At 68.0% G+C, this 25817-nt stretch carries 35 protein-coding genes; 6 read left to right on the top strand and 29 right to left on the bottom strand.

Annotated features, from left to right (window positions below; all coding sequences use genetic code 11):
• The 24 genes from map to rpsJ all read right to left on the bottom strand — a co-directional run.
• Positions 1–778, bottom strand: a 778-nt coding sequence (gene map, locus ACIBW6_RS05415; protein WP_399056912.1) for a type I methionyl aminopeptidase, incomplete at its 3' end; no start/stop codon positions are given.
• Between the two features lie 115 nt (positions 779–893).
• Entirely contained in the window at positions 894–1541 is a 648-nt protein-coding gene (locus ACIBW6_RS05420; protein WP_399056914.1) for an adenylate kinase, read from the bottom strand.
• A complete protein-coding gene (gene secY / locus ACIBW6_RS05425) occupies positions 1541–2854 on the bottom strand; it encodes a preprotein translocase subunit SecY (protein ID WP_399056916.1) in 1314 nt (437 codons plus the stop codon). The genes ACIBW6_RS05420 and secY overlap by 1 nt, the downstream gene beginning before the upstream one ends.
• A 236-nt stretch (positions 2855–3090) precedes the next feature.
• Positions 3091–3546, bottom strand: coding sequence for a 50S ribosomal protein L15 (gene rplO, locus ACIBW6_RS05430; RefSeq protein WP_398206689.1), 456 nt, complete (start codon positions 3544–3546; stop codon positions 3091–3093).
• A gap of 2 nt (positions 3547–3548) precedes the next feature.
• Positions 3549–3728: a 50S ribosomal protein L30 gene (rpmD, locus tag ACIBW6_RS05435; RefSeq protein WP_013001408.1), complete on the bottom strand. Its 180-nt coding sequence runs from the start codon at positions 3726–3728 to the stop codon at positions 3549–3551.
• Complete coding sequence (gene rpsE / locus ACIBW6_RS05440) at positions 3728–4333, bottom strand: 30S ribosomal protein S5 (RefSeq protein ID WP_399056919.1); 606 nt, start codon at positions 4331–4333, stop codon at positions 3728–3730. The genes rpmD and rpsE overlap by 1 nt, the downstream gene beginning before the upstream one ends.
• Positions 4334–4395: 62 nt before the next feature.
• A complete protein-coding gene (gene rplR / locus ACIBW6_RS05445) occupies positions 4396–4779 on the bottom strand; it encodes a 50S ribosomal protein L18 (RefSeq protein ID WP_018528362.1) in 384 nt (127 codons plus the stop codon).
• A gap of 3 nt (positions 4780–4782) precedes the next feature.
• Positions 4783–5322 carry a 50S ribosomal protein L6 gene (rplF, locus tag ACIBW6_RS05450; RefSeq protein WP_356491264.1) on the bottom strand — a complete coding sequence of 180 codons (540 nt, stop codon included), beginning with the start codon at positions 5320–5322 and terminating at the stop codon, positions 4783–4785.
• Positions 5323–5346: 24 nt separating this feature from the next.
• Positions 5347–5745, bottom strand: coding sequence for a 30S ribosomal protein S8 (gene rpsH / locus ACIBW6_RS05455; protein WP_028812365.1), 399 nt, complete (start codon positions 5743–5745; stop codon positions 5347–5349).
• A 239-nt stretch (positions 5746–5984) separates the two neighbouring features.
• A complete protein-coding gene (locus ACIBW6_RS05460; RefSeq protein WP_003956452.1) occupies positions 5985–6170 on the bottom strand; it encodes a type Z 30S ribosomal protein S14 in 186 nt (61 codons plus the stop codon).
• Positions 6171–6175: 5 nt separating this feature from the next.
• Entirely contained in the window at positions 6176–6733 is a 558-nt protein-coding gene (gene rplE / locus ACIBW6_RS05465; RefSeq protein ID WP_361080959.1) for a 50S ribosomal protein L5, read from the bottom strand.
• The gene (gene rplX / locus ACIBW6_RS05470; RefSeq protein ID WP_018543913.1) at positions 6733–7056 is read right to left on the bottom strand and encodes a 50S ribosomal protein L24; all 324 of its coding nucleotides are present in this window, start codon (positions 7054–7056) and stop codon (positions 6733–6735) included. Before rplX ends, rplE begins: the two co-directional genes overlap by 1 nt.
• Positions 7057–7058: 2 nt before the next feature.
• Complete coding sequence (rplN, locus tag ACIBW6_RS05475) at positions 7059–7427, bottom strand: 50S ribosomal protein L14 (RefSeq protein ID WP_003974257.1); 369 nt, start codon at positions 7425–7427, stop codon at positions 7059–7061.
• Between the two features lie 97 nt (positions 7428–7524).
• Complete coding sequence (rpsQ, locus tag ACIBW6_RS05480) at positions 7525–7809, bottom strand: 30S ribosomal protein S17 (protein ID WP_156722919.1); 285 nt, start codon at positions 7807–7809, stop codon at positions 7525–7527.
• The gene (rpmC, locus tag ACIBW6_RS05485; protein ID WP_399056924.1) at positions 7809–8033 is read right to left on the bottom strand and encodes a 50S ribosomal protein L29; all 225 of its coding nucleotides are present in this window, start codon (positions 8031–8033) and stop codon (positions 7809–7811) included. Before rpmC ends, rpsQ begins: the two co-directional genes overlap by 1 nt.
• Positions 8033–8452, bottom strand: coding sequence for a 50S ribosomal protein L16 (rplP, locus tag ACIBW6_RS05490; protein ID WP_306320970.1), 420 nt, complete (start codon positions 8450–8452; stop codon positions 8033–8035). Before rplP ends, rpmC begins: the two co-directional genes overlap by 1 nt.
• Before the next feature lie 5 nt (positions 8453–8457).
• Positions 8458–9294 carry a 30S ribosomal protein S3 gene (gene rpsC, locus ACIBW6_RS05495; RefSeq protein WP_394433427.1) on the bottom strand — a complete coding sequence of 279 codons (837 nt, stop codon included), beginning with the start codon at positions 9292–9294 and terminating at the stop codon, positions 8458–8460.
• A complete protein-coding gene (gene rplV, locus ACIBW6_RS05500; protein ID WP_004571827.1) occupies positions 9294–9641 on the bottom strand; it encodes a 50S ribosomal protein L22 in 348 nt (115 codons plus the stop codon). Before rplV ends, rpsC begins: the two co-directional genes overlap by 1 nt.
• A 42-nt stretch (positions 9642–9683) precedes the next feature.
• Complete coding sequence (rpsS, locus tag ACIBW6_RS05505) at positions 9684–9965, bottom strand: 30S ribosomal protein S19 (RefSeq protein ID WP_018528354.1); 282 nt, start codon at positions 9963–9965, stop codon at positions 9684–9686.
• Between the two features lie 12 nt (positions 9966–9977).
• Entirely contained in the window at positions 9978–10814 is an 837-nt protein-coding gene (gene rplB / locus ACIBW6_RS05510) for a 50S ribosomal protein L2 (RefSeq protein WP_399056927.1), read from the bottom strand.
• A 39-nt stretch (positions 10815–10853) separates the two neighbouring features.
• Entirely contained in the window at positions 10854–11270 is a 417-nt protein-coding gene (gene rplW, locus ACIBW6_RS05515; protein WP_164304029.1) for a 50S ribosomal protein L23, read from the bottom strand.
• Positions 11270–11923 carry a 50S ribosomal protein L4 gene (rplD, locus tag ACIBW6_RS05520; RefSeq protein ID WP_338697305.1) on the bottom strand — a complete coding sequence of 218 codons (654 nt, stop codon included), beginning with the start codon at positions 11921–11923 and terminating at the stop codon, positions 11270–11272. The genes rplW and rplD overlap by 1 nt, the downstream gene beginning before the upstream one ends.
• Positions 11924–11928: 5 nt before the next feature.
• On the bottom strand, positions 11929–12573 hold the full coding sequence (rplC, locus tag ACIBW6_RS05525) for a 50S ribosomal protein L3 (protein WP_399056930.1): 645 nt from the start codon (positions 12571–12573) through the stop codon (positions 11929–11931).
• A 17-nt stretch (positions 12574–12590) separates the two neighbouring features.
• Positions 12591–12899, bottom strand: coding sequence for a 30S ribosomal protein S10 (rpsJ, locus tag ACIBW6_RS05530; RefSeq protein ID WP_003948644.1), 309 nt, complete (start codon positions 12897–12899; stop codon positions 12591–12593).
• A gap of 781 nt (positions 12900–13680) precedes the next feature.
• Between rpsJ and ACIBW6_RS05535 the strand changes: the two genes are divergently transcribed.
• From ACIBW6_RS05535 to ACIBW6_RS05560, 6 genes are all read left to right on the top strand, one after another.
• Positions 13681–14163, top strand: a complete 483-nt coding sequence (locus ACIBW6_RS05535; RefSeq protein WP_399057685.1) for a hypothetical protein — start codon at positions 13681–13683, stop codon at positions 14161–14163.
• Positions 14160–14831, top strand: coding sequence for a hypothetical protein (locus tag ACIBW6_RS05540; protein ID WP_399056932.1), 672 nt, complete (start codon positions 14160–14162; stop codon positions 14829–14831). Before ACIBW6_RS05535 ends, ACIBW6_RS05540 begins: the two co-directional genes overlap by 4 nt.
• A 2-nt stretch (positions 14832–14833) precedes the next feature.
• Positions 14834–16588 (top strand): putative T7SS-secreted protein, encoded by a 1755-nt coding sequence (locus ACIBW6_RS05545; RefSeq protein ID WP_399056934.1) that lies wholly within the window; start codon positions 14834–14836, stop codon positions 16586–16588.
• Positions 16589–16885, top strand: a complete 297-nt coding sequence (locus ACIBW6_RS05550; RefSeq protein WP_399056936.1) for a YrhB domain-containing protein — start codon at positions 16589–16591, stop codon at positions 16883–16885. It abuts the gene before it with no gap.
• A 13-nt stretch (positions 16886–16898) separates the two neighbouring features.
• Positions 16899–18191 (top strand): YrhB domain-containing protein, encoded by a 1293-nt coding sequence (locus tag ACIBW6_RS05555; protein WP_399056938.1) that lies wholly within the window; start codon positions 16899–16901, stop codon positions 18189–18191.
• Positions 18192–18349: 158 nt separating this feature from the next.
• On the top strand, positions 18350–20398 hold the full coding sequence (locus ACIBW6_RS05560; RefSeq protein WP_399056940.1) for a PIG-L family deacetylase: 2049 nt from the start codon (positions 18350–18352) through the stop codon (positions 20396–20398).
• A 142-nt stretch (positions 20399–20540) separates the two neighbouring features.
• Here the strand turns inward: ACIBW6_RS05560 and tuf are convergent, their stop codons facing one another.
• The 5 genes from tuf to ACIBW6_RS05585 form a co-directional block, all read right to left on the bottom strand.
• Complete coding sequence (tuf, locus tag ACIBW6_RS05565; protein ID WP_399056942.1) at positions 20541–21734, bottom strand: elongation factor Tu; 1194 nt, start codon at positions 21732–21734, stop codon at positions 20541–20543.
• Between the two features lie 144 nt (positions 21735–21878).
• Positions 21879–24005 carry an elongation factor G gene (fusA, locus tag ACIBW6_RS05570; RefSeq protein ID WP_356491277.1) on the bottom strand — a complete coding sequence of 709 codons (2127 nt, stop codon included), beginning with the start codon at positions 24003–24005 and terminating at the stop codon, positions 21879–21881.
• A 39-nt stretch (positions 24006–24044) separates the two neighbouring features.
• Positions 24045–24515 carry a 30S ribosomal protein S7 gene (gene rpsG, locus ACIBW6_RS05575; protein ID WP_119286186.1) on the bottom strand — a complete coding sequence of 157 codons (471 nt, stop codon included), beginning with the start codon at positions 24513–24515 and terminating at the stop codon, positions 24045–24047.
• 2 nt (positions 24516–24517) lie between these two features.
• Complete coding sequence (gene rpsL / locus ACIBW6_RS05580; RefSeq protein WP_003948652.1) at positions 24518–24889, bottom strand: 30S ribosomal protein S12; 372 nt, start codon at positions 24887–24889, stop codon at positions 24518–24520.
• A gap of 282 nt (positions 24890–25171) precedes the next feature.
• Positions 25172–25723 (bottom strand): DUF1707 and DUF4190 domain-containing protein, encoded by a 552-nt coding sequence (locus ACIBW6_RS05585; RefSeq protein ID WP_399056945.1) that lies wholly within the window; start codon positions 25721–25723, stop codon positions 25172–25174.
• Positions 25724–25817 lie beyond the last annotated feature (94 nt).

Below are 25817 nucleotides of genomic sequence, written 5' to 3' on the forward strand. Positions count from 1 at the left end.
CGTCCGGGGCGGTGAGGACCAGGGGGCCCTCCTCCGTCAGGGCGATCGAGTGCTCCCAGTGCGAGGACCAGGTGCCGTCCGTGGTGATGACCGTCCAGTCGTCCTCCAGGACCTCCGTACGGGGGGTGCCGAGGGAGACCATGGGCTCGATCGCGAGGCAGAGGCCGGGGACGAGCTTGGGGCCCTTGCCGCGGCGCCGCTCGACGTAGTTCAGCAGGTGCGGGTCCATGTGCATCTCGGTGCCGATGCCGTGGCCGCCGTAGTCCTCGACGATGCCGTACTTGCCGCCGCCGGGCTTGGGCTGGCGCCGGATGTACGTCTCGATCGCGCGGGAGATGTCGACCAGGCGGTTGCCCTGCTTCATGGCCGCGATCCCGGCCCACATCGACTCCTCGGTCACCCGGGACAGCTCGATCAGCTCCGCGGAGTGCCCGGAGCCGACGAACGCGGTGTACGCCGCATCCCCGTGCCAGCCGTCGATGATCGCGCCCGCGTCGATGGAGATGATGTCGCCGTCCTCCAGGACGACCTTCTCGCTCGGGATGCCGTGCACCACCACCTCGTTCTTCGAGGTGCAGATGGTCGCGGGGAACCCGCCGTACCCGAGGAAGTTCGGCTTCGCCCCGTGCTCGGCGATCACCTTGCGGGCGACCTCGTCCAGGTCCTTGGTGGTCGCGCCCGGCACGGCCGCCTCACGGGTCGCGGCGTGGATCGCCGCGACGACAAGCCCCGCCTCCCGCATCTTGCGAATCTGGTCGGGGGTCTTGATCTGCACCATGGGGGCCTGCGCTCTCCGTCATCCGGTACGAGGGATACGTACACCACCAACACTAAGGCCGCGGCCCCCGGGACAGGGAACCGCGGCCTAGGCGACGTACGGGAGAAGAGCGGGACTAGCGGCCCAGGGCCTCCATGGCCCGCGCCGTGACCTCCTCGACCTTGCCGAGCGCGGAGATCGTCTTCACGAGCCCCTGCTCCCGGTAGTAGCCGATGATGGGCTCGGTCTGCGTGTGGTAGACCTCGAGCCGCTTGCGCACGGTCTCTTCCTTGTCGTCGTCGCGCTGGTACAGCTCGCCGCCGCAGGTGTCACAGACACCCTCGGCCTTCGGCTGCTTGTACGCGACGTGGAACACGTGTGCCGAGTCGTTCCGGCAGATGCGGCGGCCGGCGATGCGCTTGACCACCTCGTCCTCGGGGACCTCCAGGTCCAGGACCGCGTCCAGCTTCACGTCGTCCGTCTTCAGGGCGACGTCGAGCGCCTCGGCCTGCGAGACGTTCCGGGGGAAGCCGTCGAGCAGGAAGCCGTTCACGGCGTCCGGCTGCTCCATGCGGTCCTTGGCCATCCCGATGGTGACCTCGTCCGGTACCAGCTGGCCCGCGTCCATGAAGGACTTGGCCTGCTTGCCCAGCTCCGTGCCCTGGCTGATGTTGGCACGGAAGAGGTCGCCCGTGGAGATGTGCGGGATCGACAGGTTCTGGGCAAGGAACGCGGCCTGCGTTCCCTTGCCGGCACCAGGCGGCCCGACGAGGACGATTCGCATCAGCGGAGGAACCCTTCGTAATTGCGCTGCTGGAGCTGGCTCTCGATCTGCTTCACCGTCTCCAGACCGACACCCACGATGATGAGGATGCTGGTGCCGCCGAACGGGAAGTTCTGGTTTGCCCCGAAACCAACCAACGCCATCGTCGGTACGAGTGCGATCAGCCCCAAGTACAGCGAACCCGGCCAGGTGATCCGGTTGAGCACGTACGAAAGGTACTCAGCGGTCGGTCGGCCAGCCCGGATGCCCGGGATGAAGCCACCATACTTCTTCATGTTGTCCGCGACTTCCTCGGGGTTGAACGAGATCGCCACGTAGAAGAAGGCGAAGAACACGATCAGGAGGAAGTACGTAACGATGTAGATCGGGTGATTTCCCTTGGTCAGGTGGTCGTCGATCCACAGCTTCCACGACGAGTCACCACCCGCGAACTGGGCGACCAACGCCGGGATGTAGAGCAGCGACGAGGCGAAGATGACAGGGATCACACCCGCCTGGTTCACCTTGAGCGGGATGTAGGTGGACGTACCGCCGTAGGAACGGCGGCCGATCATGCGCTTCGCGTACTGCACCGGGATCCGGCGCTGGGCCTGCTCGACGAAGACCACCAGGCCGACCATGACGAGGCCGACCAGGATGACGGTGCCGAACTCGATCCAGCCGTCGGCCAGCGAGCCGCCCTGCTTGATGGCCCACAGCGCGGACGGGAAGGTGGCGGCGATCGAGATGAACATCAGGATCGACATGCCGTTGCCGATGCCGCGGTCGGTGATCAGCTCACCGAGCCACATCATCACGCAGGTGCCGGCGGTCATCGTGATGACCATCGTGATGGTGATGAAGATCGACTGGTCCGGCACGATCTGACTCGCGACGGGGCACCCTTGGAACAGGGCGCCGGTACGGGCGGTGGCGACGAGGCCCGTGCCCTGAAGGATGGCGAGCGCCACGGTCAGGTACCGGGTGTACTGCGTGATCTTCGCGGTACCGGCCTGACCCTCCTTCTTGAGGGCTTCGAGGCGCGGGATCACCACGGTGAGCAGCTGCAGAATGATGCTCGCGGTGATGTACGGCATGATGCCGAGCGCGAAGACCGTGATCTGCAGCAGCGCGCCACCGCTGAACATGTTGACCAGACCGAACAGGCCGGTGCTGGAGTTGGCCACGTCCATGCACGTCTGGACGTTCGAGTAATCCACGCCCGGGATCGGGATGTGCGCCCCGAGCCGGTAGATCACGACGATGCCCAGTGTGAAGAGCAGCTTCTTGCGCAGGTCGGGCGTCTTGAACGCCCGGGCGAACGCGGTGAGCACGGTGCCTCCTGCGACCCCCGCGCGCGTGCGTCAGAGGTGACGGTCTTGAGGATTCGACGAATAGGTAACGGTCAACATCCGGGATTGGTGCCGGGAGCACTCAACTGGCCCGGAAATTAACAGCGGACGCCACCTTACCGGCGGACATGGCCCCCTAGGAACGACCAACCGGGGATACCCCTTTTGTGGGGTATCCCCGGTAGGGATCGCTCATGCCATCGAGACGGCGTCTGAGATCAGACGAGCTCGGTGACCGTACCGCCCGCGGCGGTGATCTTCTCCTTGGCGGAGCCGGAGACGGCGTCGACCGTCACCTGCAGCGCCACGGAGATCTCGCCCTGGCCCAGGACCTTGACGAGGCTGTTCTTGCGCACGGCACCCTTGGCGACCAGGCCCTCGACCGTGACCTCGCCACCCTCGGGGTAGAGCGAGGACAGCTTGTCCAGGTTCACGACCTGGAACTCGGTCTTGAACGGGTTCTTGAAGCCCTTGAGCTTCGGGAGACGCATGTGGAGGGGCATCTGGCCACCCTCGAAGCGCTCCGGAACCTGGTAACGGGCCTTGGTGCCCTTGGTACCACGACCGGCCGTCTTACCCTTCGACGCCTCACCACGACCGACACGGGTCTTGGCGGTCTTGGCGCCGGGGGCCGGACGGAGGTTGTGGATCTTCAGCGGGTTGTTCTCCGCCATGATCAGACCTCCTCAACCGTCACGAGGTGGCGGACGGTGTGCACCATGCCGCGGAACTCGGGGCGGTCCTCCTTGACGACCTGCGTATTGATCCCCTTGAGACCGAGGGAGCGCAGGGTGTCACGGTGGTTCTGCTTGCTGCCGATGTACGACTTCGTCTGCGTGATCTTGAGCTGCGCCATTACGCACCAGCCCCGGCACGCGCACGGAGCAGAGCCGCGGGAGCGACGTCCTCGAGGGGCAGACCACGGCGGGCCGCGATCTCCTCGGGACGCTGCAGGCCCTTCAGGGCCTCCACGGTCGCGTGCACGATGTTGATCGCGTTGTCGGAGCCGAGCGACTTCGACAGGATGTCGTGAACGCCGGCGCACTCGAGCACGGCGCGCACCGGACCACCGGCGATAACACCGGTACCCGGGGACGCGGGCTTGAGCAGCACGACGCCGGCAGCCTTCTCACCCTGGATCGGGTGCGGGATGGTGCCCTGGATACGGGGGACCTTGAAGAAGTGCTTCTTGGCCTCCTCCACACCCTTGGCGATGGCGGCCGGCACCTCCTTGGCCTTGCCGTAACCGACACCGACGGTGCCGTCACCATCGCCCACCACGACCAGCGCGGTGAAGCTGAAGCGACGACCACCCTTCACAACCTTGGCGACGCGGTTGATCGCGACGACGCGCTCGACGTACGCGGTCTTCTCGGCGGCGGCGTTGCCACCGTCGCGACCCTTCCGGTCCCGCCGCTCGCCGCCACCGGCACCGCTTCCGCGGCGCTGGGGTCCAGCCATTGGATTAACCTCTCTCTTTTTCCGCTAGCTACGCAGTGACATAGTCGCTGCGCGACGGGGCCTCAGAACTTCAGGCCGGCTTCGCGGGCGGCGTCCGCCAGGGCGGCGATGCGCCCGGCGTACTGGTTGCCACCACGGTCGAACACGACAGCCTCGACACCGGCGGCCTTGGCGCGCTCGGCGACCAGGGCGCCGACCGACTTGGCCTGGGCGGACTTGTCGCCCTCGCCACCGCGGATCGACGTGTCCAGCGTGGACGCCGACGCGAGGGTGTGACCCTTCACGTCGTCGATCACCTGGGCGACGATGTTGCGGTTCGAGCGCGTCACGACCAGGCGCGGACGCTCGGCCGTACCCGAGATGTGCTTACGGATACGGATGTGCCGCCGCTTGATAGCAGCGCGCTTGTAAGCGTCGCCCTTAGCGATCTTCTGACCGTATGCCATGGCTTACTTACCCGCCTTTCCGACCTTGCGGCGGATGACTTCGCCTTCGTACTTGACGCCCTTGGCCTTGTACGGGTCGGGCTTGCGCAGCTTGCGGATGTTGGCCGCAACCTCGCCGACCTTCTGCTTGTCGATGCCCTCGACCGAGAACTTGGTCGCCGATTCGACCTTGAACGAGATGCCCTCGGGCGCCTCGATCAGGATCGGGTGGCTGTAGCCGAGCGAGAACTCCAGGTTGGAGCCCTTCGCCAGAACGCGGTAACCGACACCGCTGATCTCGAGCTTCTTCACGTAACCCGTGGTCACGCCGGTGATCATGTTCGCCACCAGCGTGCGGGACAGGCCGTGCATGGCCTTGCTCAGACGCTCGTCGTTGGGGCGGGTGACGTTCAGGACGCCGTCCTCACCCTTGGCGATCTCGATAGGCGCGACGATGGTGTGGCTCAGGTTGCCCTTGGGGCCCTTCACCGAGACCGTCTGGCCGTCGATGGTGACGTCCACGCCGGCGGGAACCGTGATGGGGAGCTTGCCAATACGCGACATAGCTGTTTCCTCCGTTCCCTTCCGCTACCAGACGTAGGCGAGGACTTCCCCACCCACGCCCTTCTTGCCTGCCTGCTGGCCGGTCAGGAGACCGTGCGACGTGGAGATGATCGCCACGCCGAGGCCACCGAGGACCTTGGGCAGGTTGGTGGACTTCGCGTAAACGCGCAGACCCGGCTTGGAGATCCGCTTGATGCCGGCGATCGAACGCTCACGGTTCGGGCCGAACTTCAGCTCCAGGACGAGGGACTTGCCGACCTCGGCGTCCTCGACCTTCCAGCCGGTGATGAAACCCTCCTGCTGGAGGATCTCGGCGATGTGCGACTTGATCTTGCTGTGCGGCATAGCCACGGTGTCGTGGTACGCCGAGTTCGCGTTCCGCAGACGCGTAAGCATGTCTGCGATCGGATCAGTCATGGTCATGAATTGGCCTTCGGCCTCTCTCGCCGGGGTTTCCTGTATGCGCCATCCCTCTCCCCACACAGGGGCGGGACGGGTGCGGCGCGGGGACCTACGGCGTAGTAAGCATCATGTGCGGGCAACGCCCGCGGGCGGTCAGGGCGGCAGAGCGCACCCAACCCTCCTAGCCTAAGCCATGAGAGCGGATGCCTCTGCCGACCCTTTGCTTACCGAGAGATCCAAGCAGTCCCGAAAAGCGGGGACTACCAGGAGCTCTTGGTCACGCCCGGCAGCTCGCCGCGGTGAGCCATCTCACGAAGGCAGACGCGGCACAGGCCGAACTTGCGGTACACGGAGTGCGGGCGGCCACAGCGCTGGCAGCGGGTGTAGGCACGCACACCGAACTTGGGCTTACGAGCAGCCTTGGCAATCAGAGCCTTCTTCGCCATCTCGCTTACGCCTCCTTGAACGGGAAGCCGAGGTGACGAAGGAGGGCGCGGCCCTCGTCGTCGTTGGTCGCCGTGGTGACCACGGTGATGTCCATACCCCGGACGCGGTCGATCTTGTCCTGGTCGATCTCGTGGAACATGACCTGCTCCGTGAGACCGAAGGTGTAGTTGCCACGGCCGTCGAACTGCTTGGGGGACAGACCACGGAAGTCGCGGATGCGCGGCAGCGCGAGCGACAGGGTGCGGTCCAGGAACTCCCACATGCGGTCGCCACGGAGCGTGACGTGGGCACCGATCGGCTGACCCTCACGCAGCTTGAACTGCGCGATGGACTTGCGGGCCTTGGTGATGGCCGGCTTCTGACCGGTGATGGTGGTCAGGTCACGGACGGCACCGTCCATGAGCTTGGAGTCACGCGCGGCGTCACCCACACCCATGTTGACCACGATCTTGACGAGGCCGGGGATCTGCATGACGTTCTCGTAGGAGAACTCGTCCTGCAGCTTGCCCTTGATCTCGTCGCGGTACTTCTGCTTCAGACGCGGGTTCGTGGTGGTAGTCATCAGATGTCCTCACCCGTCCGCTTGGCAACGCGGATCTTGTTGCCCTCGTCGTCGAAGCGGTAACCGACGCGCGTGACGACCTTGTTGCCGTCCTTCTCCACGACCAGCTGGACGTTGGAAACGTGGATCGGGGCCTCGGTGGTCACGATGCCGCCGGCCTGCGAGCCGGAAGCCGTCGGACCGGCCTTGGTGTGCTTCTTGACCCGGTTGACACCCTCGACCAGGACGCGCTCGTCGCGCGGGTAAGCGGCAATGACCTTGCCCTGCTTGCCCTTGTCCTTGCCGGTGATGACCTGAACCAGATCACCCTTCTTGATCTTCATGCTTACAGCACCTCCGGCGCGAGCGAGATGATCTTCATGAACTTCTTCTCGCGCAGCTCACGGCCGACGGGGCCGAAGATACGGGTGCCGCGAGGGTCGCCGTCGTTCTTCAGAATGACGGCGGCGTTCTCGTCGAAGCGGATGTACGAGCCGTCCGGACGGCGGCGCTCCTTGACGGTGCGAACGATGACCGCCTTGACGACGTCACCCTTCTTCACGTTGCCACCGGGGATCGCGTCCTTGACGGTGGCGACGATGACGTCACCGATGCCCGCGTAGCGGCGACCCGAGCCACCGAGAACACGGATGGTGAGAATTTCCTTCGCACCCGTGTTGTCGGCGACGCGCAGTCGCGACTCCTGCTGGATCACGTCTATCTCCTGTTTGTCTGCCGGTTCCCGGCAGGGGTTCCGTTACGGAACCCCTGCCGAGCCTGGCGGAACGAACCCTGAGGAATGCCTCAGAGAATTACTTGGCCTTCTCGAGGATCTCGACGATGCGCCAGCGCTTGGTGGCGGACAGCGGACGCGTCTCCATCAGGAGGACGCGGTCGCCGACACCGGCAGCGTTCTGCTCGTCGTGCGCCTTGAGCTTGTTCGTACGGCGGATGACCTTGCCGTACAGGGCGTGCTTGACGCGGTCCTCGACGGCGACGACGACGGTCTTGTCCATCTTGTCGCTGACGACCAGACCCTCACGGGTCTTGCGGAAGCCGCGGGCGGCAGTCTCTTCAGTCACGTTCTTCTCGCTCATCAGGCGCTCTCCACCGTCTCGATGCCGAGCTCACGCTCACGCATGAGGGTGTAGATCCGGGCGATGTCCTTACGGACGGCCTTGAGCCGGCCGTGGTTCTCGAGCTGGCCCGTCGCCGCCTGGAAGCGGAGGTTGAACAGCTCTTCCTTGGCCTCGCGGAGCTTGCCGACAAGCTCCTCGTTGCCCAGCTCGCGCAGCTCGGACGCCTTGGTACCGGTCGACATCACGCTTCACCTGCCTCGCGCTTGACGATCTTGCACTTCATCGGCAGCTTGTGGGCCGCGCGAGTCAGCGCCTCACGCGCGATCTTCTCGTTGGGGTACGACAGCTCGAACATCACGCGTCCGGGCTTGACGTTGGCGACCCACCACTCCGGAGAACCCTTACCGGAACCCATGCGGGTCTCGGCGGGCTTCTTGGTGAGGGGACGGTCCGGGTAGATGTTGATCCAGACCTTGCCGCCACGCTTGATGTGACGCGTCATGGCGATACGAGCGGCCTCGATCTGACGGTTCGTCACGTAGGCCGGGGACAGCGCCTGGATGCCGTACTCGCCGAACGCAACCTGCGTGCCACCCTTGGACATGCCGCTGCGCTTCGGGTGGTGCTGCTTGCGGTGCTTGACCCTACGGGGGATCAGCATTTCGGTCAGGCCTCCGTTCCGGTGCTCTCAGCAGCCGGAGCAGCGGCGGGCGCCTCAGCCTTGGGGGCCTCGGCGGCCGGAGCCGACTGCTGCGGCTTACGACCGCGACCGCCACGCTCGCCACCACGGCCGCCACCACGGGCCGGGCGGTCGTTGCCGCCACGGGCCGGACGGTTGCCGGCGCGGGCCGCGGCGTTCTCGGCGCGAACCTCGGCGATGTTCTTGACGTCGCCCTTGTAGATCCAGACCTTCACGCCGATGCGGCCGAAGGTCGTCTTGGCCTCGAAGAAGCCGTAGTCCACGTTGGCGCGGAGCGTGTGCAGGGGCACACGGCCCTCGCGGTAGAACTCCGAACGGGACATCTCGGCACCGCCGAGACGACCGCCACACTGGATCTTGATGCCCTTGGCGCCCGCCTTCATCGCCGACTGCATGCTCTTGCGCATGGCACGACGGAAGGAGACGCGGGAGGACAGCTGCTCCGCGACGGCCTGGGCCACGAGCTGAGCGTCGACCTCGGGGTTCTTGACCTCGAGGATGTTCAGCTGGACCTGCTTGCCCGTGAGCTTCTCGAGGTCGCCGCGGATGCGGTCGGCCTCGGCGCCACGGCGGCCGATGACGATGCCGGGACGAGCGGTGTGGATGTCCACCCGCACGCGGTCACGGGTGCGCTCGATCTCCACCTTCGAGATGCCGGCGCGCTCCATGCCGGACGTCATCATCCGACGGATGGCGACGTCTTCCTTGACGTAGTCCTTGTACAGCTTGTCGGCGTACCAACGCGACTTGAAGTCGGTCGTGACACCGAGCCGGAACCCGTGCGGGTTTACCTTCTGGCCCATTACCGGGTTCCTTCCTTGCTGCTGACGACCACGGTGATGTGGCTGGTCCGCTTACGGATCCGGTAGGCACGGCCCTGAGCGCGCGGACGGAACCGCTTCAGGGTCGGGCCCTCATCCACATACGCCTCGCTGATGACCAGCGAAGAGGCGTCGGTGTGGTCGTAGTTGTGCGCGGCGTTGGCAATGGCGCTGTCCAGCACCTTGCCGACCGGCACGCTCGCGGCCTGCGGGGCGAAACGCAGGACCGCCTGAGCCTCCGTGGCATCCATGCCACGGATGAGGTCCACCACGCGGCGGGCCTTCATGGGCGTGACGCGGATGTACCGCGCCTGGGCCCTGGCTTCCATGGTTGTCCCTTCGGTGTTTGTCATAGTCGATTCCACCCCGCCTTAGCGGCGCTTCGACTTCCGGTCGTCCTTGACGTGACCCCGGAAGGTGCGCGTCGGCGAGAACTCGCCGAGCTTGTGGCCGACCATCGACTCGGTGACGAACACCGGGATGTGGGTCTTGCCGTTGTGCACCGCGATCGTGTGGCCCAGCATGCTGGGGATGATCATCGAGCGGCGGGACCAGGTCTTGATGACGTTCTTGGAACCTGCTTCGTTCTGAGCGTCCACCTTCTTGACGAGGTGGCCGTCGACGAAGGGTCCCTTCTTGAGACTGCGCGGCATCTAAACCCGCTCCTAGCGCTTCTTGTTCGTCTTGCGGCGGCGGACGATGTACTTGCTCGAAGCCTTCTTCGGCGAGCGAGTACGACCCTCCTTCTGACCCCACGGGGAGACCGGGTGGCGACCACCGGAGGTCTTGCCCTCACCACCACCGTGCGGGTGGTCGACCGGGTTCATCGCCACACCGCGAACGGTCGGGCGAACACCGAGCCAGCGCTTGCGGCCGGCCTTGCCCCAGTTGATGTTCGACTGCTCGGCGTTGCCGACCTCGCCGATCGTGGCGCGGCAGCGCACGTCGACCAGACGGATCTCACCGGACGGCATACGGAGGTGGGCCATCGAGCCCTCCTTCGCGAGCAGCTGCACGGAGGCACCGGCGGAGCGGGCGAACTTGGCGCCGCCGCCCGGACGGAGCTCGATCGCGTGGATCGTGGTACCGACCGGGATGTTGCGCAGCGCAAGGTTGTTGCCCGGCTTGATGTCGGCCCCGGGGCCGTTCTCAACCCGGTCACCCTGCGACAGGCCACGCGGAGCGATGATGTAGCGCTTCTCGCCGTCTGCGTAGTGCAGAAGCGCGATGCGCGCGGTGCGGTTCGGGTCGTACTCGATGTGCGCGACCTTCGCCGGCACGCCGTCCTTGTCGTGCCGACGGAAGTCGATCACTCGGTAGGCGCGCTTGTGTCCGCCACCCTGGTGGCGAACGGTCACACGACCGGCGTTGTTACGGCCGCCCTTGCTGTGCAGCGGGCGGACCAGCGACTTCTCCGGCGTGGACCGCGTGACCTCGACGAAGTCGGCGACGCTGGAGCCACGACGCCCCGGCGTAGTCGGCTTGTACTTGCGGATTCCCATTTCTCAGTCCTCGTCCGATATTCGGACCAGGGCGCTCCGTTAGGAGGCCTGGCCGAAGATGTCGATACGGTCGCCCTCAACGAGGGTCACGATCGCGCGCTTAGTGTTCGCACGCTGGCCGAAGCCGGTGCGGGTCCGCTTGCGCTTGCCCTGCCGGTTGATCGTGTTGACCCCGGAGACCTTGACCGAGAAGACCGCCTCGACGGCCTGCTTGATCTGGGTCTTGTTGGCACGCGGGTCGACGATGAAGGTGTACTTGCCCTCGTCGAGGAGCGCGTAGCTCTTCTCGGAGACGACCGGCTTGACGAGGACGTCACGGGGGTCCGTGAAGCTCTTGCTCAGCGGCGTCTCAACGGTGTTCTTGCCCTCGGTGGCGTGGCGCTTCGCCTTGGCGACGCGCGCGGCCTTGGCGGCCTTGGCGGCCTTCGAGGCGATGCTCGGGTGACGCGTAGCCATCAGGCTTCGCTCCCTTCGGTGTCAGCGGCCTTGGGGCCAGACACGAAGGACTCGAAAGCGGCCTGGGTGAAGACCACGTCGTCCGAGACGAGAACGTCGTACGTGTTCAGCTGGCCCGGCTCCAGGATGTGGACCTGGGGCAGGTTGCGAGCGGAGAGCAGCGAGGCCTCGTCGGCGCGGTCGATCACGAGGAGCAGGTTCTTGCGCTCCGAGATCTTGCCGAGCAGCGACTTGGCGGCCTTCGTGGAGACTCCGCCGTCCACGACGCCGGTGACGACGTGGATGCGAGCGTTGCGGGCCCGGTCGGTGAGGGCGTGGCGCAGGGCCGCGGCCTTCATCTTCTTCGGGGTCCGCTGCGAGTAGTCACGCGGCGTGGGGCCGTGGACGACGCCACCGCCGGCGAACTGCGGCGCACGGGTCGAACCCTGGCGCGCGCGGCCGGTGCCCTTCTGGCGGTAAGGCTTCTTACCGCCACCACGGACCTCGCCACGACGCTTGACCTTGTGCGTGCCCTGACGGGCCGCGGCCAGCTGCGCGACGACAACCTGGTGGAGCAGCGGAACGCTGATCTTCTCTACATCGAAGATCTCGGCCGGGAGCTCAACGGTCCCGGTCTTGTCGCCGGAGGGCGACAGAATGTCAATGGTGCTCATAGTCCTCAGGCCCCCTTGGCCGCGGTGCGGACCAGGACGAGGCCGCCGTTCGGACCAGGAACCGCGCCCTTGATGAGGAGCAGGCCCTTCTCCGCGTCAACGGCGTGAACGGTCAGGTTCTGGGTGGTGACCCGCTCGTTGCCCATGCGGCCCGCCATGCGGAGGCCCTTGAACACACGACCCGGGGTGGCGCAGCCACCGATCGAGCCCGGCGAGCGGTGCTTGCGCTGGGTGCCGTGACCGGCGCCGAGGCCCTTGAAGTTGTGACGCTTCATGACACCGGCGAAGCCCTTGCCCTTGCTCTTGCCGGTCACGTCCACCTTGACGCCGGACTCGAAGGTCTCAGCGGTGATCTCCTGGCCGAGGGTGTACTCGCTGGCACCAGCGGTACGGATCTCGACGAGGTGACGACGGGGGGTGACGTCGGCCTTGGCGAAGTGGCCCTTGAGGGGCTTGTTCACCTTGCGCGGGTCGATCTCGCCGAACGCGATCTGGACGGACTCGTAGCCGTCCGCGTCGTTCGTGCGGACCTGGGTCACGACGTTCGGGCCGGCCTTGACGACGGTGACCGGAACGACGCGGTTGTTCTCGTCCCACACCTGCGTCATGCCGAGCTTCTCGCCCAGGATGCCCTTGATCTGCTTAGTCATCTTCAGATCACCGGCCCTCAGAGCTTGATCTCGATGTCGACGCCGGCCGGAAGGTCGAGTCGCATGAGGGAGTCAACGGTCTTCGGCGTCGGGTCGAGGATGTCGATCAGGCGCTTGTGCGTGCGCATCTCGAAGTGCTCGCGCGAGTCCTTGTACTTGTGCGGCGACTTGATGACGCAGTACACGTTCTTCTCGGTAGGCAGCGGCACCGGGCCCGCGACCGACGCACCAGTACGCGTCACCGTCTCGACGATCTTCTTCGCCGAGGAGTCGATGACCTCGTGGTCGTAGGCCTTGAGCCGGATGCGGATCTTCTGTCCCGCCATGGCTACTTAGTAGTCCTGTCTCTCGTGACGCTCTGGAACCCGGGGGCCCTGTTTCACACTTCCTCCGCCCCACGCGGTCGGGCGTGTCGCAGTCCCGCTGACAGAAATATCCGTACGGATTTCCCTGCTAAGGGGGCTGCGGCCCAAGGCCGCGGGTCCGGGGGAAGAAACCCACCGGGTGCCTGGTTCAGCCACCGCACCGCACTTCCCGAAAGATTCCCGTACGTCCGCCCCAGCGCTGCCTGCGGGCCTTTGCGGGCCCTACGGCAGATGAGGCGACGAGTACTGTGGGACTCGCTTCCGGTCCTCCCGGCGGGAGGCGCGCAGCATCGGCACTCAACCGAGCAACCCCGACAGTCTGCCATACGGGGCATGCCGGGGGCCAATCGAAGCGGTAGAGATTACCCCCTGTGTGACCGAGGTCAAACCCGGGTGGCCGGTCCGTGTGGACCGGGGTGCTTGCGCCCCGGTGGGGTGCGGGGTGCTTGCGCCCCGGTGGGGTGCGGCTGTGATGATGTGCGGCATGTCGGAGCACGGGGGTGCGGCGGCCGAACCGCCGCGGATGCCAAGATCACGTCTCGCGGATTACGCGGACCAGACGGAGCCGGTCCGCGGACCGGCCAGGGAGGCACCGGGCGCGACCGGGGCCGGAGCCGTGACCGAGGGCGACCCCGCGGCCGGGGCCGAGGCCGGGATCGCTGCCGAGGCCGTCACTGAGGCCGGGGCCGAGGCCGGAGCTGAAGCCGAGGCCGTGACTGCGGCCGGAGCTGGCGCCGAGGCCGTGACTGCGGCCGGAGCTGGCGCCGAGGCCGCGAGCGAGTCGCCCGGCGCCGGGCCCCCGTCGCCCGAGGATCCCGAAGTGGCGGCGCGCAAACGGCGGTTCGCCGAACTGCTGGGCGAGTTCCGGCGGACGGCGGTGCTGGTGCCGCTGGGCGGTGAGCCTGGCGGCATCGACGGCGATCAGGCCATGCTGACCGCCGATCTGAACGGGATCCGGTTCATCCTGGCGTTCTCCGACGAGCAGGCGCTGGCCCGCTACGCACAGGCGCGCGGTGAGTTCTCCCGCGAGTGGACGTACCGGACGGTGCTGGGCGCGAAGCTCCTCGATGTCGCCGTCCCGGCGGCCGGAGTGCCGTGCGGGGTCGCGCTGGACTGCGCGGACGGGCCGGACGGGATGGTCTTCCCGCCGGTCATGGGCATCGTGCCGGACGAGGTGGCGGTCGACCGTGACCTGCCCGAGAACGAGCGGGGGGCCGGCCTGTGACGGGCGGTGGCGGCGGCGCCGGGGGCAAGGACCTCCAGGCGGACGGCCTGGGCCTGGTCGCCAAGGGGCTGACCGAGGCGCTGGCGGAGCTGAAGGAACTCGGCATGGTCGGCGAGGCCGGCGCCGGGCGCGGCTTCGGTGACATCGCGCTGTCCGGCCTGGAGCTGGGCCATGAGGGCCTGACGGGCGACTTCAAGAGCTTCTGCGAGCGGTGGGAGTGGGGGGTGCGCTCGCTGGTCAACGAGGGCAACGCGTTCGCGGTCAAGACCGGCCTGTCGGCGGGCACCTACTACGAGACCGAGCAGTACGTCGAGGGTTCGCTGAAGGTCGTCACGAACGCCGCGATCGGCAACCCGTACGCCTCCGAGGACGAGGTCACCCAGCAGGGCTGGGGCGACATCGCGAAATCGGGTGCGTACGGCGGCGTGGACTACAGCAAGGAGTCCTTCGACCAGGCACTGGCCAACAGTGAGCAGGGCTGGAAGGACGCCGGCCGCGACGTCATGACCTCGCACACCGTCGGCCCGATGGGGCTCAACCCGGAGAACCTGCACGGCGCCGCGGGCATGTCCGACGCCGAGTACGACAAGTGGCTCGACGACACCTTCGGCCCCTCCCCCGAGGCGCGGGCCGAAGCCGCCGAACAACAGCAGGGCGGGGGTCAGTAGCCGTGGGTCTTCTCGGTGACATCGGCAACGGTCTGAAGGACGCGGGCGGGGCTCTCAAGGACGGCGTCAACGACGGTCTCGGCAAGCTGGAAGACGGGATCGACGCGGGCAAGAAGCTCGTCGGCGAAGGCGTCGACTGGGGCACGAACAAGATCGGCGACGGGCTGGACTACGTCGGCGCGCACGGTGCGGCCGACGCCGTCGAGGACTGGGGCGACGACGTCGCCTCCGACCTCGGCGCCACCCCCGGCGAGCAGCAACTCGGCCAGACCGAGGAAGCCAACGAGCTCGTCCACGGCAACCCCGACAAGATCCGCGAGTCCGCCAAGCACCTCAAGGACTTCCACACCGCCTTCGACCACGTCAGTTCCGGGATGCGCAAGGTCGACTCCGGCCACTGGCGGGGCGAGGGCGGCGACGCGTTCCGCAAGAAGTTCGAGATGCACCCCACGAAGTGGGCGCAGGCCTCCGACGCCTGCGAGAGCGCGGCCGGCGCCTTGGAGTCCTACGCCGACACCGTCACGTGGGCGCAGAGCCAGGCGAAGGAGGCCATCGAGCTCTACAAGAAGGGCAAGAAGTCCTCCGAGAACGCCGTCGACGCCTACAACAAGAAGATCGACGCCTACAACGCCAAGATCAAGGCGGACCAGGACCCCGGCCCGGAGCCGGAGCCGTTCCACGACCCCGGCAAGGCCGACATCCAGGCCGCCCGGGACAAGCTCGGCACCGCCCGCAAGCAGCGCAACACGGCCGCCTCCGACGCCCAGGCCAAGGTCAAGGCCGCCCTCGCGCACGCCCCGGCCGAGCCCCCGCCCCTGGACCGACTCGGCAACAACCTCGTCGACGGCTACCAGGCCGTCAACACCGAACTCACCCACGTTGTCGGCGGCGCCCTCAAAGGCACCGCGGGCCTGGTCAACTTCGCCCGCGGCCTCAACCCCACCGACCCCTACAACCTCACCCACCCGGCCGCGTACATGCAGAACGTCTCCATGACGCTCTCCGGCCTCGTCTCCACCGCCGCCCACCCCGAACGCATCGTCACCGCCGCCGTCGACGGCTTCAAGAAAGACCCCTCCGAATTCGTCGGCCGCCTCCTGCCCGAACTCATCGGCACCAAGGGCGCGGGCCTTGCCCGTGGCGGCATGCGGATGGCGATGAAGGAGGGCCTGGAGTCGGGCGCCTCCCAGGTCGCGAAGGGCGGCGCGAAATACGCGGACGAGGCGGCGGGAGCGGCCCCGAAGAAGTGGGACGACCTCGCGCAGAGCACCCCGCATGTCAAAGAGAAGGCCATTCACTGGGACTCGGTCGACCCGCACAAAGCGCAGGAATTCCTCGATTCCGAGTACCCGTGGCTCAAGGACGTCAACAACACCGGCCAGCCCGGCTACACCCTGAACTGCAGCCACAACACGGTGACCGTCGACCGCAGGCTGGACGGCATCGACGTCAGCGCGGCCCCCAAGCAGGCGGGCGACCACATCCCGCCCGAGCAGCTCGGACTGCCCAACCGGGCCAAGGGCCACTACGACATGGTCAATGACTACGATGACATCGTCCGCGACCTCCAGGCCCGCGGGGAGGGCTCGCGCAGCGCGGTCTACATCAGCCGGCCGGACGGCTCGGCCCACGTCTTCAATGCCGTGAACACCCCCCACGGAGTCGTTTTCCTGGACGGCCAGAGCGGCACCCTCGGCAGACTGGAACAGAATGTCTCCGGAATCGGGCACATTCCGTATCGCAATGGAGCTCCCTAAATGGTGACCAAGGACGAGGCCGTGTCGGCCGCGGAGAAATTCCTGAAGAACATCGCCTATCCGGACCGGGCCGCCTCCGTGGTCGTGCTCCCGGACACGGTCACGCACCATCCGTACGCGTGGACCGTGCGGTTCGACTTCCAGGAGCACATCGACACCGGGGATCCGGCGCAGGCCCCCTTCACCTCCCTGCTCGTCGTCCCGCACGACGGCTCGCCGACGCACTTCCCGCCGACCTTTCCGCCGCCGGCGGAGTACCTGGACATGCAGGCCACCGGCAACTGGCCCCCCAAGTAAGGCTCGCCCCCTGATGCCCACTCCCGCCGACGCCGCCGCGACCTGGCTCCACCACACCTACCGGGGCCTCGTGGAGCTGGCCGCCCCGCACCCCGTGCACGAGTCCCCCGCCGCCTGGCTCTTCGCCTGCCGCACGCTGCCCCAGCCCGGCTACCCGGGCACCCCCATGCTCGCGGCCTCCGTGGTCGTGCCGAGGGACGGCAGCAGCCCCTTCCACCCGTCGCCGAGCGCCCCGTTCGGGGACCTGATGCCCGCGGCGACGCACGACGAGGCCGTCGCCCGCGTGGCGCACCAGCAGCGCCGGATCAACGCCCGCGGCTGCCTGGTCACGGTGCACGCGATGATCGACGGCGGGCCCTCGACACCGCTGCCGTGGCAGCCGTCGGACGAGGCGCCGGGCTGGTGGGAGCGGATGCTGCGGCGCTATTTCCCGGAGTTCGCACCGGTGCCGGTGAGCAGCTGGGACGAGGCCGTGCAGGCGATCGCCGAGCCGGGACCCGACACCCGGGGTGTCGTGTGGGTGCGCCGCGAGGTCGCCGGGCACGAGGTGTCCGGGCACCTCCTGTACGCGCACAACAACAAGGGCCGCGTCGTCTTCCTCGACGGACTGACCTCCTCGCTGGCCCGCCTCGACACCGACGGCGTGCGCGAACTGGTCCTCGTACGCGCGACGCCGGGCGCCTCCCGGACGCCGTGGGAGCGGGCCGCACCCGACTTCGAGGCCGCTCGCGACAAGGCGCGGCAGTGGCTCGACAGCGCGTACGGCGGCGAGGTGGAGCTGGTCGAGCCCGGCCCCGGTGACGAGACGCGACGGGGTTGGGTGTTCTCCTGCGACACCCGGCGCCACCTGCGGACCGGCCGCTGGCAGGACACCCTGCTGGACGCGACGGTCGTCGTGCCGAAGGACGCGGCCGCCCCCTTCCACGTCCCGAACGCGGCGCCCTGGACCTGGCTCGCCCACTGGGACCAGGGCGGCACCCCGGGCACGGGCGCGTTCCCCCCGCCCCCGGCCCCCGGCCGCGCGTACTGGTTCGAGCCGACCCTCGCCGAGCTGGGCCCGGTCCTGTCCACCTCCGACCACCAGCGCTGGCAGTCGGCGGCGGAAGAGGTCTCCGCCTACCCGGCGGGCTCGCGCGCCCTGATCTGGGTCCGCCGTACGGACGGCCGGGGCCGCGAAGCGGTGGGCTGGCTGGTGACGGCCCTGACCACGGAGACCGGTGTCCTCCTCTTCGACAATTCCACGGAGGACCAGGTCACCCTGGACGAAACGGGCGTCCGCGCCCTGCACGTGATCCGCTACCGCTGACCCCGGCACCCGACGGCCCGTGGAACAGAACATGTACGTACAGGGAACCCGAGCCCCCCGTCCCGCCTCTGAACAGGTGAAACACAGCAGCACCACCTGAACCAGAGGCGAGCGCTCCACCCACCGCTGCCTCCCCAGCGGACGGAGTGAGCACCACCGTGCGGAAGCGACCTGCGATATCCGGGTCCGGAACACCCCTGGAGCACGGACCGCGGCCAGGGCGCCCCCCGGGCCCCTCGCGCCGCGGCCTCCTCGCCACCGGCGCCGCGCTCGCCGCCGCCGCGGCCGGGGGCACGCTCGCCGCCTGTTCCCGCACGGGCGCCGCCCCGCCCGAGGTCACCGCCCCCTCCCCCGCCACCGGCCGCGCCGCCGCGCAGGCCGAGCGGGCGCTGCTGATGCAGGTCCTCGCCCACCCCGACGACGACCTGTACTTCATGAACCCGGACACGCAGCACGCGCTCGCCGCCGGCACCCCGCTGGTCTGCGTCTACGTCACGGCCGGCGAGGCCGACGGCAGGAACAAGACGCCCGCCGACCGCACCCCCGCCCCCGACAAGGCGGCCTACTCCGCCGCCCGTCACCAGGGCCTGCGCCAGTCGTACGCGTCCCAGCTGGGCCTGCCCGTCCTCACCCGCTGGGACAACGGCGTCCTGCGCCTGCCGGGCGGGTTCCAGGCCGAGCGCAGCACCCTCGAACACCGGGGCCGCCGCGTCGAGCTGATCCACCTCGACCTCGCCATGCACACCCCGGCCGGCCACATGGGCGTCCCCGCGCTGTGGCGCGAGCGCGGCCTGTCCCTGCGCACCCTCGTCCCCGAGGGCTCCCCGCTGCGGACCGTGCAGACGTACGACCACGAGTCCCTCATCGACGTCCTTGTCGCGCTCTTCCAGCGGTACCGGCCGACGCTCGTACAGACCCTCGACCCGGACCCCGACATCCAGCTCAGCGACCGTCGCACGCAGCTCCGCGACAGCGAGCAGCCCGGCTACTCCGACCACGCCGACCACACCGCCGTGGCCGGCTTCAGCTGGGCCGCGCTGATCCGCTGGGCCCAGGAGGGCGCGGGCGGCCCGCCCGCCTTCCTGGCCACCGCCTTCCGCGGCTACTACAACCGCCACTGGCCCAAGAACCTCCCGCCGCGGGTCCTGGCCGGGAAGGCCGCGCACCTGGTCCCGTACGGCGCCGCCCCCGACTGGGAGTGCGGCAACCCCGCGGGCTGCGGCGACTACAACGTGGGCGGCGACCGCCCCCTCACCAACCGCAAGGGCTGGGTCCGCGCCACCCACTACCGCTACCCGGGCCCGCGCCTGGCCCTCCAGGAGCACACCGACGCCACGCTCATCGCGTACGGCGTCCTGGGGCTGCGCGCGGTCCGCTACGACGAGAAGGACGGCGCGTTCGGCGACCCGGTCGACCTCGGGGGCGGCCCGCTCGCCCCGGTGCTGAGCGCCACCGCGCTCCAAGACGGCCGCCACCTCGTGTGCGGCCTGCGCCTGGCCGCGCTCGCCGGCCGGGGCGCGACCCAGGTGCGCGAGATCGTCGCCCTGGAGCAGCGCGGAGCGCGCACGTACGGCTCCTGGACCAGCCTCGGCAACCCGGAAGCGGACCCGGACCGCGGCCGTCGCATCGGCGTCCCGGTCACGGTCACCGCGCCCGACGGCCGCGTCCACCTCTTCGTCCGCAACGCCGACCAGGGCATTAGCACCCGCGTCCGCGCCGCCGACCGGCCCGTCTGGTCCCCGTGGCGCGACCTGGGCGGCGGGCCCGTGCAGGACGGACTGACCGCGGTGGTCGGCGACGACGGGCAGGTGCACGTGTACGCGCCCGGGCGCCACACCGTCCACCACTGGACGCCCGGCGGCGCGGACCCGCTGCCCGGACTGCCCGCTCCCGCGGACGCGATAGCCGCGGCGGGCGGCCGGCTCTACTACCGGCCACCGGCCTCCGAGCGCCTGCTCTCACCGGGCGGCCCCGCCGTGCGCTTCCCCGGCTACGGCCCGGTGGTCGCGGCCGGCCCCCACCTCCTCGGCCGCGACCTCTCCGGCCGCGTCCAGCTCCTCACCGCCGGCCGCCGCATCCGCCCGGCCACCGCCCCGGCCACCCTGGACGGCCCGGCGCTGAGCGCGGGCAGGCAGGGCCCCACCGCGGCCGGGCTCTCCCCCGACGCCCGCCCCTGGCTGTGGCGCCCGGCGACGACCCAGGCGTGAGCCCGCCGGCACCCGGGCACGCAAAAGGGCCCGTACGACCGAAGTCGTACGGGCCCTTTCAGAGCTCGCAGGAGCTACCAGGCGTCAAGCCCCCCGAAGGGAACCCCCGAAGGGCTCGACAAGACCCAGCAAGTAAGCGGACTTACTTGTTGATCTTGGTGACCTGGCCGGCGCCGACGGTCCGGCCACCCTCACGGATGGCGAACTTGAGGCCCTCCTCCATGGCGACGGGCTGGATGAGCGCGACGCTCATCTCGGTGTTGTCGCCCGGCATGACCATCTCGGTGCCCTCGGGGAGGGTCACGACGCCGGTCACGTCCGTGGTGCGGAAGTAGAACTGCGGGCGGTAGTTGTTGAAGAAGGGGGTGTGACGGCCACCCTCGTCCTTCGACAGGATGTAGGCCTGGGCCTCGAACTCGGTGTGCGGCGTGACCGAACCGGGCTTGATGATGACCTGGCCGCGCTCGACGTCCTCGCGCTTGATGCCACGGAGGAGCAGACCGACGTTCTCACCGGCCTGGCCCTCGTCGAGCAGCTTGCGGAACATCTCGATGCCGGTGACCGTGGTGGTGGTCTTCTCCTGCTTGATGCCCACGATGTCAACGGTCTCGTTGACCTTGAGGACACCACGCTCGATGCGGCCGGTGACGACGGTGCCACGACCGGTGATCGTGAAGACGTCCTCGATCGGCATCAGGAACGGCTTGTCGACGTCGCGCTCGGGCTGCGGGATGTTCTCGTCCACGGCCTTCATGAGCTCGAGGACCGAGTTGCCCCACTCCTTGTCGCCCTCGAGGGCCTTCAGAGCGGAGACCTTGACGACCGGAAGGTCGTCGCCCGGGAACTCGTACTCGGAGAGGAGCTCACGCACCTCGAGCTCGACGAGCTCCAGGATCTCCTCGTCGTCCACCATGTCGGCCTTGTTCAGGGCGACGACGATGTACGGAACGCCGACCTGGCGGGCCAGGAGCACGTGCTCCTTGGTCTGCGGCATCGGGCCGTCGGTGGCGGCGACCACGAGGATGGCGCCGTCCATCTGCGCGGCACCCGTGATCATGTTCTTGATGTAGTCCGCGTGACCGGGGCAGTCGACGTGCGCGTAGTGACGCGTCTCCGTCTGGTACTCGACGTGCGCGATCGAGATCGTGATACCGCGCTGGCGCTCCTCGGGAGCCTTGTCGATCTGGTCGAAGGCCGAGGCCTCGTTCAGCTCGGGGTACGCGTCGTGCAGCACCTTGGTAATGGCGGCCGTGAGGGTCGTCTTACCGTGGTCGATGTGACCGATGGTGCCGATGTTGACGTGCGGCTTAGTCCGCTCGAACTTCGCCTTCGCCACTGGGTCCTCCTGTGGAGTGGTTCTGTACGCCTTGCTTCATCGGCGCCAGGTGATCTTTGCTGGGAAGCCAGCCGCCAGGGATCTTGCCTTATGGGGTCGATCCCCGGCGGATGGTGTCAAGCCTAAAGCGTGTACTCGGGTGAGTTACTCGCCCTTGGCCTTCGCGATGATCTCCTCGGCGACGTTCCGCGGAACCTCGGCGTAGGAGTCGAACTGCATTGAGTAGCTTGCGCGACCCGACGTCTTGCTGCGGAGGTCTCCGACGTAGCCGAACATCTCCGAGAGGGGCACGAGGCCCTTCACGACGCGAGCGCCGCTGCGCTCCTCCATGGCCTGGATCTGGCCACGGCGGGAGTTGATGTCACCGATGACATCGCCCATGTAGTCCTCGGGCGTGGTGACCTCGACGGCCATCATCGGCTCGAGGAGCACGGGCTTCGCCTGCCGCGCGGCCTCCTTGAAGGCCTGCGAACCGGCGATCTTGAAGGCCAGCTCGGAGGAGTCGACCTCGTGGTAGGCACCGTCGAGAAGCGTGACGCGGACGCCCGTCATCTCGTAGCCGGCGAGGATGCCGAACTGCATGGCCTCCTGCGCACCGGCGTCCACCGACGGGATGTACTCCCGCGGGATGCGGCCACCGGTGACCTTGTTCACGAACTCGTACGACGCCTCGCCGCCCTCGATGGGCTCGATCGCGATCTGCACCTTGGCGAACTGACCGGTACCACCGGTCTGCTTCTTGTGGGTGTAGTCCACGCGCTCGACGGCCCGACGGATCGTCTCGCGGTACGCGACCTGGGGCTTGCCGACGTTCGCCTCGACGCGGAACTCGCGCTTCATGCGGTCGACGAGCACCTCGAGGTGAAGCTCGCCCATACCACCGATGATGGTCTGGCCGGTCTCCTCGTCCGAGTGAACCTGGAAGGAGGGGTCCTCCTCCGAGAGCCGCTGGATGGCGACACCCAGCTTCTCCTGGTCACCCTTGGACTTCGGCTCGATGGCGACCTGGATGACAGGCGCCGGGAAGTCCATGGACTCCAGGATGACCTGCTGCTTGTCGTCACAGAGCGTCTCGCCCGTGGTGGTCTGCTTCAGACCCATGACGGCGACGATGTCACCGGCGCCCACCGACTCGATCTCCTCACGCTTGTTCGCGTGCATGCGGTAGATCTTGCCGATGCGCTCCTTCTTGCCCTTGACGGGGTTCAGCACCGCGGTGCCGGACTCCAGGCGGCCCGAGTAGACCCGGACGAAGGTGAGCTTGCCGAGGTGCGGGTCGCTCATGATCTTGAAGGCGAGAGCGGCCAGCGGCTCGTCGTCCGACGGCTTGCGCTTGACGACGACCTCGGGGTCCTTGACGTCGTGGCCCTCGATGGCCTCGACGTCGAGCGGGGTCGGCAGGTAGCGCACGACGGCGTCGAGCAGGGGCTGGACGCCCTTGTTCTTGAACGCGGTGCCACAGAAGACGGGGGTGACGGTGGTGTCGCCGCCCTTGCCGGAGGCGATGGTGATGCGACGCACGGCGGCGTGCAGCTGCTCCACGGTGGGCTCGGTGCCCTCCAGGAACAGCTCCATCATCTCCTCGTCGTTCTCCGCGACGGCCTCGAGGAGCTTGCCGCGGTACTCCGCAGCGGCCTCGACGTGCGTCTCGGGGATGTCGACGATGTCGTACGCCTCGCCCTTGGCGGCCTCGGCCGACCAGACGAACGCCTTCATCGTGACGAGGTCGACGACGCCCTTGAAGTCGGCTTCGGCACCGATGGGCAGCTGCATGACGAGCGGGGTCGCACCGAGGCGGTCGACGATCATGTCGACGCAGCGGTGGAACTCGGCACCCGTGCGGTCCAGCTTGTTGACGAAGCAGATGCGCGGCACGCCGTAACGGTCGGCCTGACGCCACACCGTCTCGGACTGCGGCTCAACGCCGGCGACACCGTCGAACACCGTCACGGCACCGTCGAGGACGCGCAGCGAACGCTCCACCTCGACGGTGAAGTCGACGTGCCCCGGGGTGTCGATGATGTTGATCGTGTAGTCGTCGTTCTCGAGCGGCCAGTGACAGGTGGTGGCAGCGGACGTGATCGTGATGCCACGCTCCTGCTCCTGCTCCATCCAGTCCATCGTGGCGGCGCCGTCGTGGACCTCACCGATCTTGTACGACACACCGGTGTAGAACAGGATCCGCTCGGTCGTCGTCGTCTTGCCCGCGTCGATGTGGGCCATGATCCCGATGTTGCGGACCTTGGCCAGGTCAAGTGAAGTGGTAGCCATAAGGCTTCAGTCTTCTCTCGGTCTCGATGTGGGTAGCGACTACCAGCGGTAGTGCGCGAAGGCCTTGTTGGACTCGGCCATCTTGTGCGTGTCCTCGCGCTTCTTGACGGCCGCACCGAGGCCGTTCGAGGCGTCGAGCAGCTCGTTCGTCAGACGCTCGGTCATCGTCTTCTCACGACGGGCACGCGAGTAGCCGACGAGCCAGCGGAGCGCGAGGGTGTTGGCGCGACCCGGCTTGACCTCGATCGGCACCTGGTAGGTGGCGCCACCGACACGGCGGGACTTGACCTCGAGGGTCGGCTTGATGTTCTCCAGCGCGCGCTTCAGCGTGATGACCGGGTCGTTGCCCGACTTCTCACGCAGGCCCTCCATGGCGCCGTACACGATGCGCTCGGCGGTGGAGCGCTTGCCGTTCAGCAGCACCTTGTTGATGAGGGAGGTCACCAGAGGAGAACCGTAGACCGGGTCGATGATGACCGGGCGCTTCGGGGCGGGGCCCTTACGAGGCATTCTTACTTCTCCTTCTTGGCGCCGTAGCGGCTGCGGGCCTGCTTGCGGTTCTTGACACCCTGGGTGTCGAGGGAGCCGCGGATGATCTTGTAACGAACACCAGGCAGGTCCTTCACACGGCCACCACGCACGAGCACGATGGAGTGCTCCTGCAGGTTGTGTCCCTCACCCGGGATGTAGGCCGTGACCTCGATGCCGGAGGTCAGACGCACACGCGCGACCTTACGGAGGGCCGAGTTCGGCTTCTTCGGGGTGGTCGTGAACACACGCGTGCAGACGCCACGGCGCTGGGGCGAACCCTCGAGCGCGGGCGTCTTGTTCTTCTCGACCTTGTCCTGCCGGCCCTTCCGGACCAGCTGCTGGATCGTAGGCACTACTTCTCCGGTTTCTGTGTGCCGATCGTGAAACTAACCTGGAACGTCGCCGACCCACGCGGTCGGGTGTGTCGAATACTGCGCACCCCCGCACCGAAGCGGGAACGCGGCAGATTGCGGTGACCTTTGATCTCCACCTTGAACGGCATCGATCGGGACTCGCCGTGCGGCTGAAGACACGCACACGAGCCCAGGCACACCCCAGGCACAAGGTCTGAGCGTACCTATCTCATACGCTGTGGTCAAAACAAAACCCCACAGCCAGGACACGCCGGGCGCGGCTCAGCCGCCGCTGGACGCCGTCGCCACGATCACGAACGCGAGCATCAGCGCCCAGCCCGCCACGGAGAGCCACCCGAGCACCAGCCCCGCGACGGCCATCCCGTCGCCCTGCTCCCCGCTCCGCCGGATCTCACGGCGGGAGATGTGCCCCAGGACCACCGCGGGGATCCCGGTCGCCCCCATCGTGAAAAACGTCGAGACCCCGCACACCAGCGCCCCGATGGCCTTCCCGTTGGTCGGGGCGGGCAGCGGCGGCGCCGGCAGGAACGTCCGCGGCACCGGCGGGCCCGGGAGATACGGCTGCGCCTGCTGCGGTACGGGCCCCTGCGGCAGGTCCGCGACGAGCACGCTCAGCTCCCCCACGGTCCGCGCCTGATAGGCCCGCTCGACCCGGTTCTCGTACTCCCCCTGCGCCAGCCGCCCCTCGGCGAACCCGGCCCGCAGCACGTCCACCGCCCGCTCCCGGTCCGCATGCGCGGCCAGCATCGACGGCTGCGCCCCCGACAGGTGCTGCGGCGGCCAGGGCGCCGGCTGCCACGAAGAATTCGACACGAGACCACTCCCCCGGGACCCGGACACTTTTGTGCCCTCCATCATGCGGCAACGCGCCGCAGGGCGGCCACCCCGGAACGTTACGGGGTGACCG

Source organism: Streptomyces sp. NPDC049813 (assembly GCF_044465085.1).
Lineage (GTDB): Bacteria > Actinomycetota > Actinomycetes > Streptomycetales > Streptomycetaceae > Streptomyces.

Bases quoted from the DNA above. Each gene is read 5' to 3' on its own strand.
- ACIBW6_RS05420 (WP_399056914.1), bottom strand. From the start codon at position 1,541: ATGCGAATCGTCCTCGTCGGGCCGCCTGGTGCCGGCAAGGGAACGCAG.
- rplO (WP_398206689.1), bottom strand. From the start codon at position 3,546: ATGGCGGAGAACAACCCGCTGAAGATCCACAACCTCCGTCCGGCCCCC.
- rpmD (WP_013001408.1), bottom strand. From the start codon at position 3,728: ATGGCGCAGCTCAAGATCACGCAGACGAAGTCGTACATCGGCAGCAAG.
- rpsE (WP_399056919.1), bottom strand. From the start codon at position 4,333: ATGGCTGGACCCCAGCGCCGCGGAAGCGGTGCCGGTGGCGGCGAGCGG.
- rplR (WP_018528362.1), bottom strand. From the start codon at position 4,779: ATGGCATACGGTCAGAAGATCGCTAAGGGCGACGCTTACAAGCGCGCT.
- rplF (WP_356491264.1), bottom strand. From the start codon at position 5,322: ATGTCGCGTATTGGCAAGCTCCCCATCACGGTTCCCGCCGGCGTGGAC.
- rpsH (WP_028812365.1), bottom strand. From the start codon at position 5,745: ATGACCATGACTGATCCGATCGCAGACATGCTTACGCGTCTGCGGAAC.
- ACIBW6_RS05460 (WP_003956452.1), bottom strand. From the start codon at position 6,170: ATGGCGAAGAAGGCTCTGATTGCCAAGGCTGCTCGTAAGCCCAAGTTC.
- rplE (WP_361080959.1), bottom strand. From the start codon at position 6,733: ATGACTACCACCACGAACCCGCGTCTGAAGCAGAAGTACCGCGACGAG.
- rplX (WP_018543913.1), bottom strand. From the start codon at position 7,056: ATGAAGATCAAGAAGGGTGATCTGGTTCAGGTCATCACCGGCAAGGAC.
- rpsQ (WP_156722919.1), bottom strand. From the start codon at position 7,809: ATGAGCGAGAAGAACGTGACTGAAGAGACTGCCGCCCGCGGCTTCCGC.
- rpmC (WP_399056924.1), bottom strand. From the start codon at position 8,033: ATGTCGACCGGTACCAAGGCGTCCGAGCTGCGCGAGCTGGGCAACGAG.
- rplP (WP_306320970.1), bottom strand. From the start codon at position 8,452: ATGCTGATCCCCCGTAGGGTCAAGCACCGCAAGCAGCACCACCCGAAG.
- rpsC (WP_394433427.1), bottom strand. From the start codon at position 9,294: ATGGGCCAGAAGGTAAACCCGCACGGGTTCCGGCTCGGTGTCACGACC.
- rplV (WP_004571827.1), bottom strand. From the start codon at position 9,641: ATGGAAGCCAGGGCCCAGGCGCGGTACATCCGCGTCACGCCCATGAAG.
- rpsS (WP_018528354.1), bottom strand. From the start codon at position 9,965: ATGCCGCGCAGTCTCAAGAAGGGACCCTTCGTCGACGGCCACCTCGTC.
- rplB (WP_399056927.1), bottom strand. From the start codon at position 10,814: ATGGGAATCCGCAAGTACAAGCCGACTACGCCGGGGCGTCGTGGCTCC.
- rplW (WP_164304029.1), bottom strand. From the start codon at position 11,270: ATGGCTACGCGTCACCCGAGCATCGCCTCGAAGGCCGCCAAGGCCGCC.
- rplD (WP_338697305.1), bottom strand. From the start codon at position 11,923: ATGAGCACCATTGACATTCTGTCGCCCTCCGGCGACAAGACCGGGACC.
- rplC (WP_399056930.1), bottom strand. From the start codon at position 12,573: ATGACTAAGCAGATCAAGGGCATCCTGGGCGAGAAGCTCGGCATGACG.
- rpsJ (WP_003948644.1), bottom strand. From the start codon at position 12,899: ATGGCGGGACAGAAGATCCGCATCCGGCTCAAGGCCTACGACCACGAG.
- ACIBW6_RS05550 (WP_399056936.1), top strand. From the start codon at position 16,589: ATGGTGACCAAGGACGAGGCCGTGTCGGCCGCGGAGAAATTCCTGAAG.
- ACIBW6_RS05555 (WP_399056938.1), top strand. From the start codon at position 16,899: ATGCCCACTCCCGCCGACGCCGCCGCGACCTGGCTCCACCACACCTAC.
- fusA (WP_356491277.1), bottom strand. From the start codon at position 24,005: ATGGCTACCACTTCACTTGACCTGGCCAAGGTCCGCAACATCGGGATC.
- rpsG (WP_119286186.1), bottom strand. From the start codon at position 24,515: ATGCCTCGTAAGGGCCCCGCCCCGAAGCGCCCGGTCATCATCGACCCG.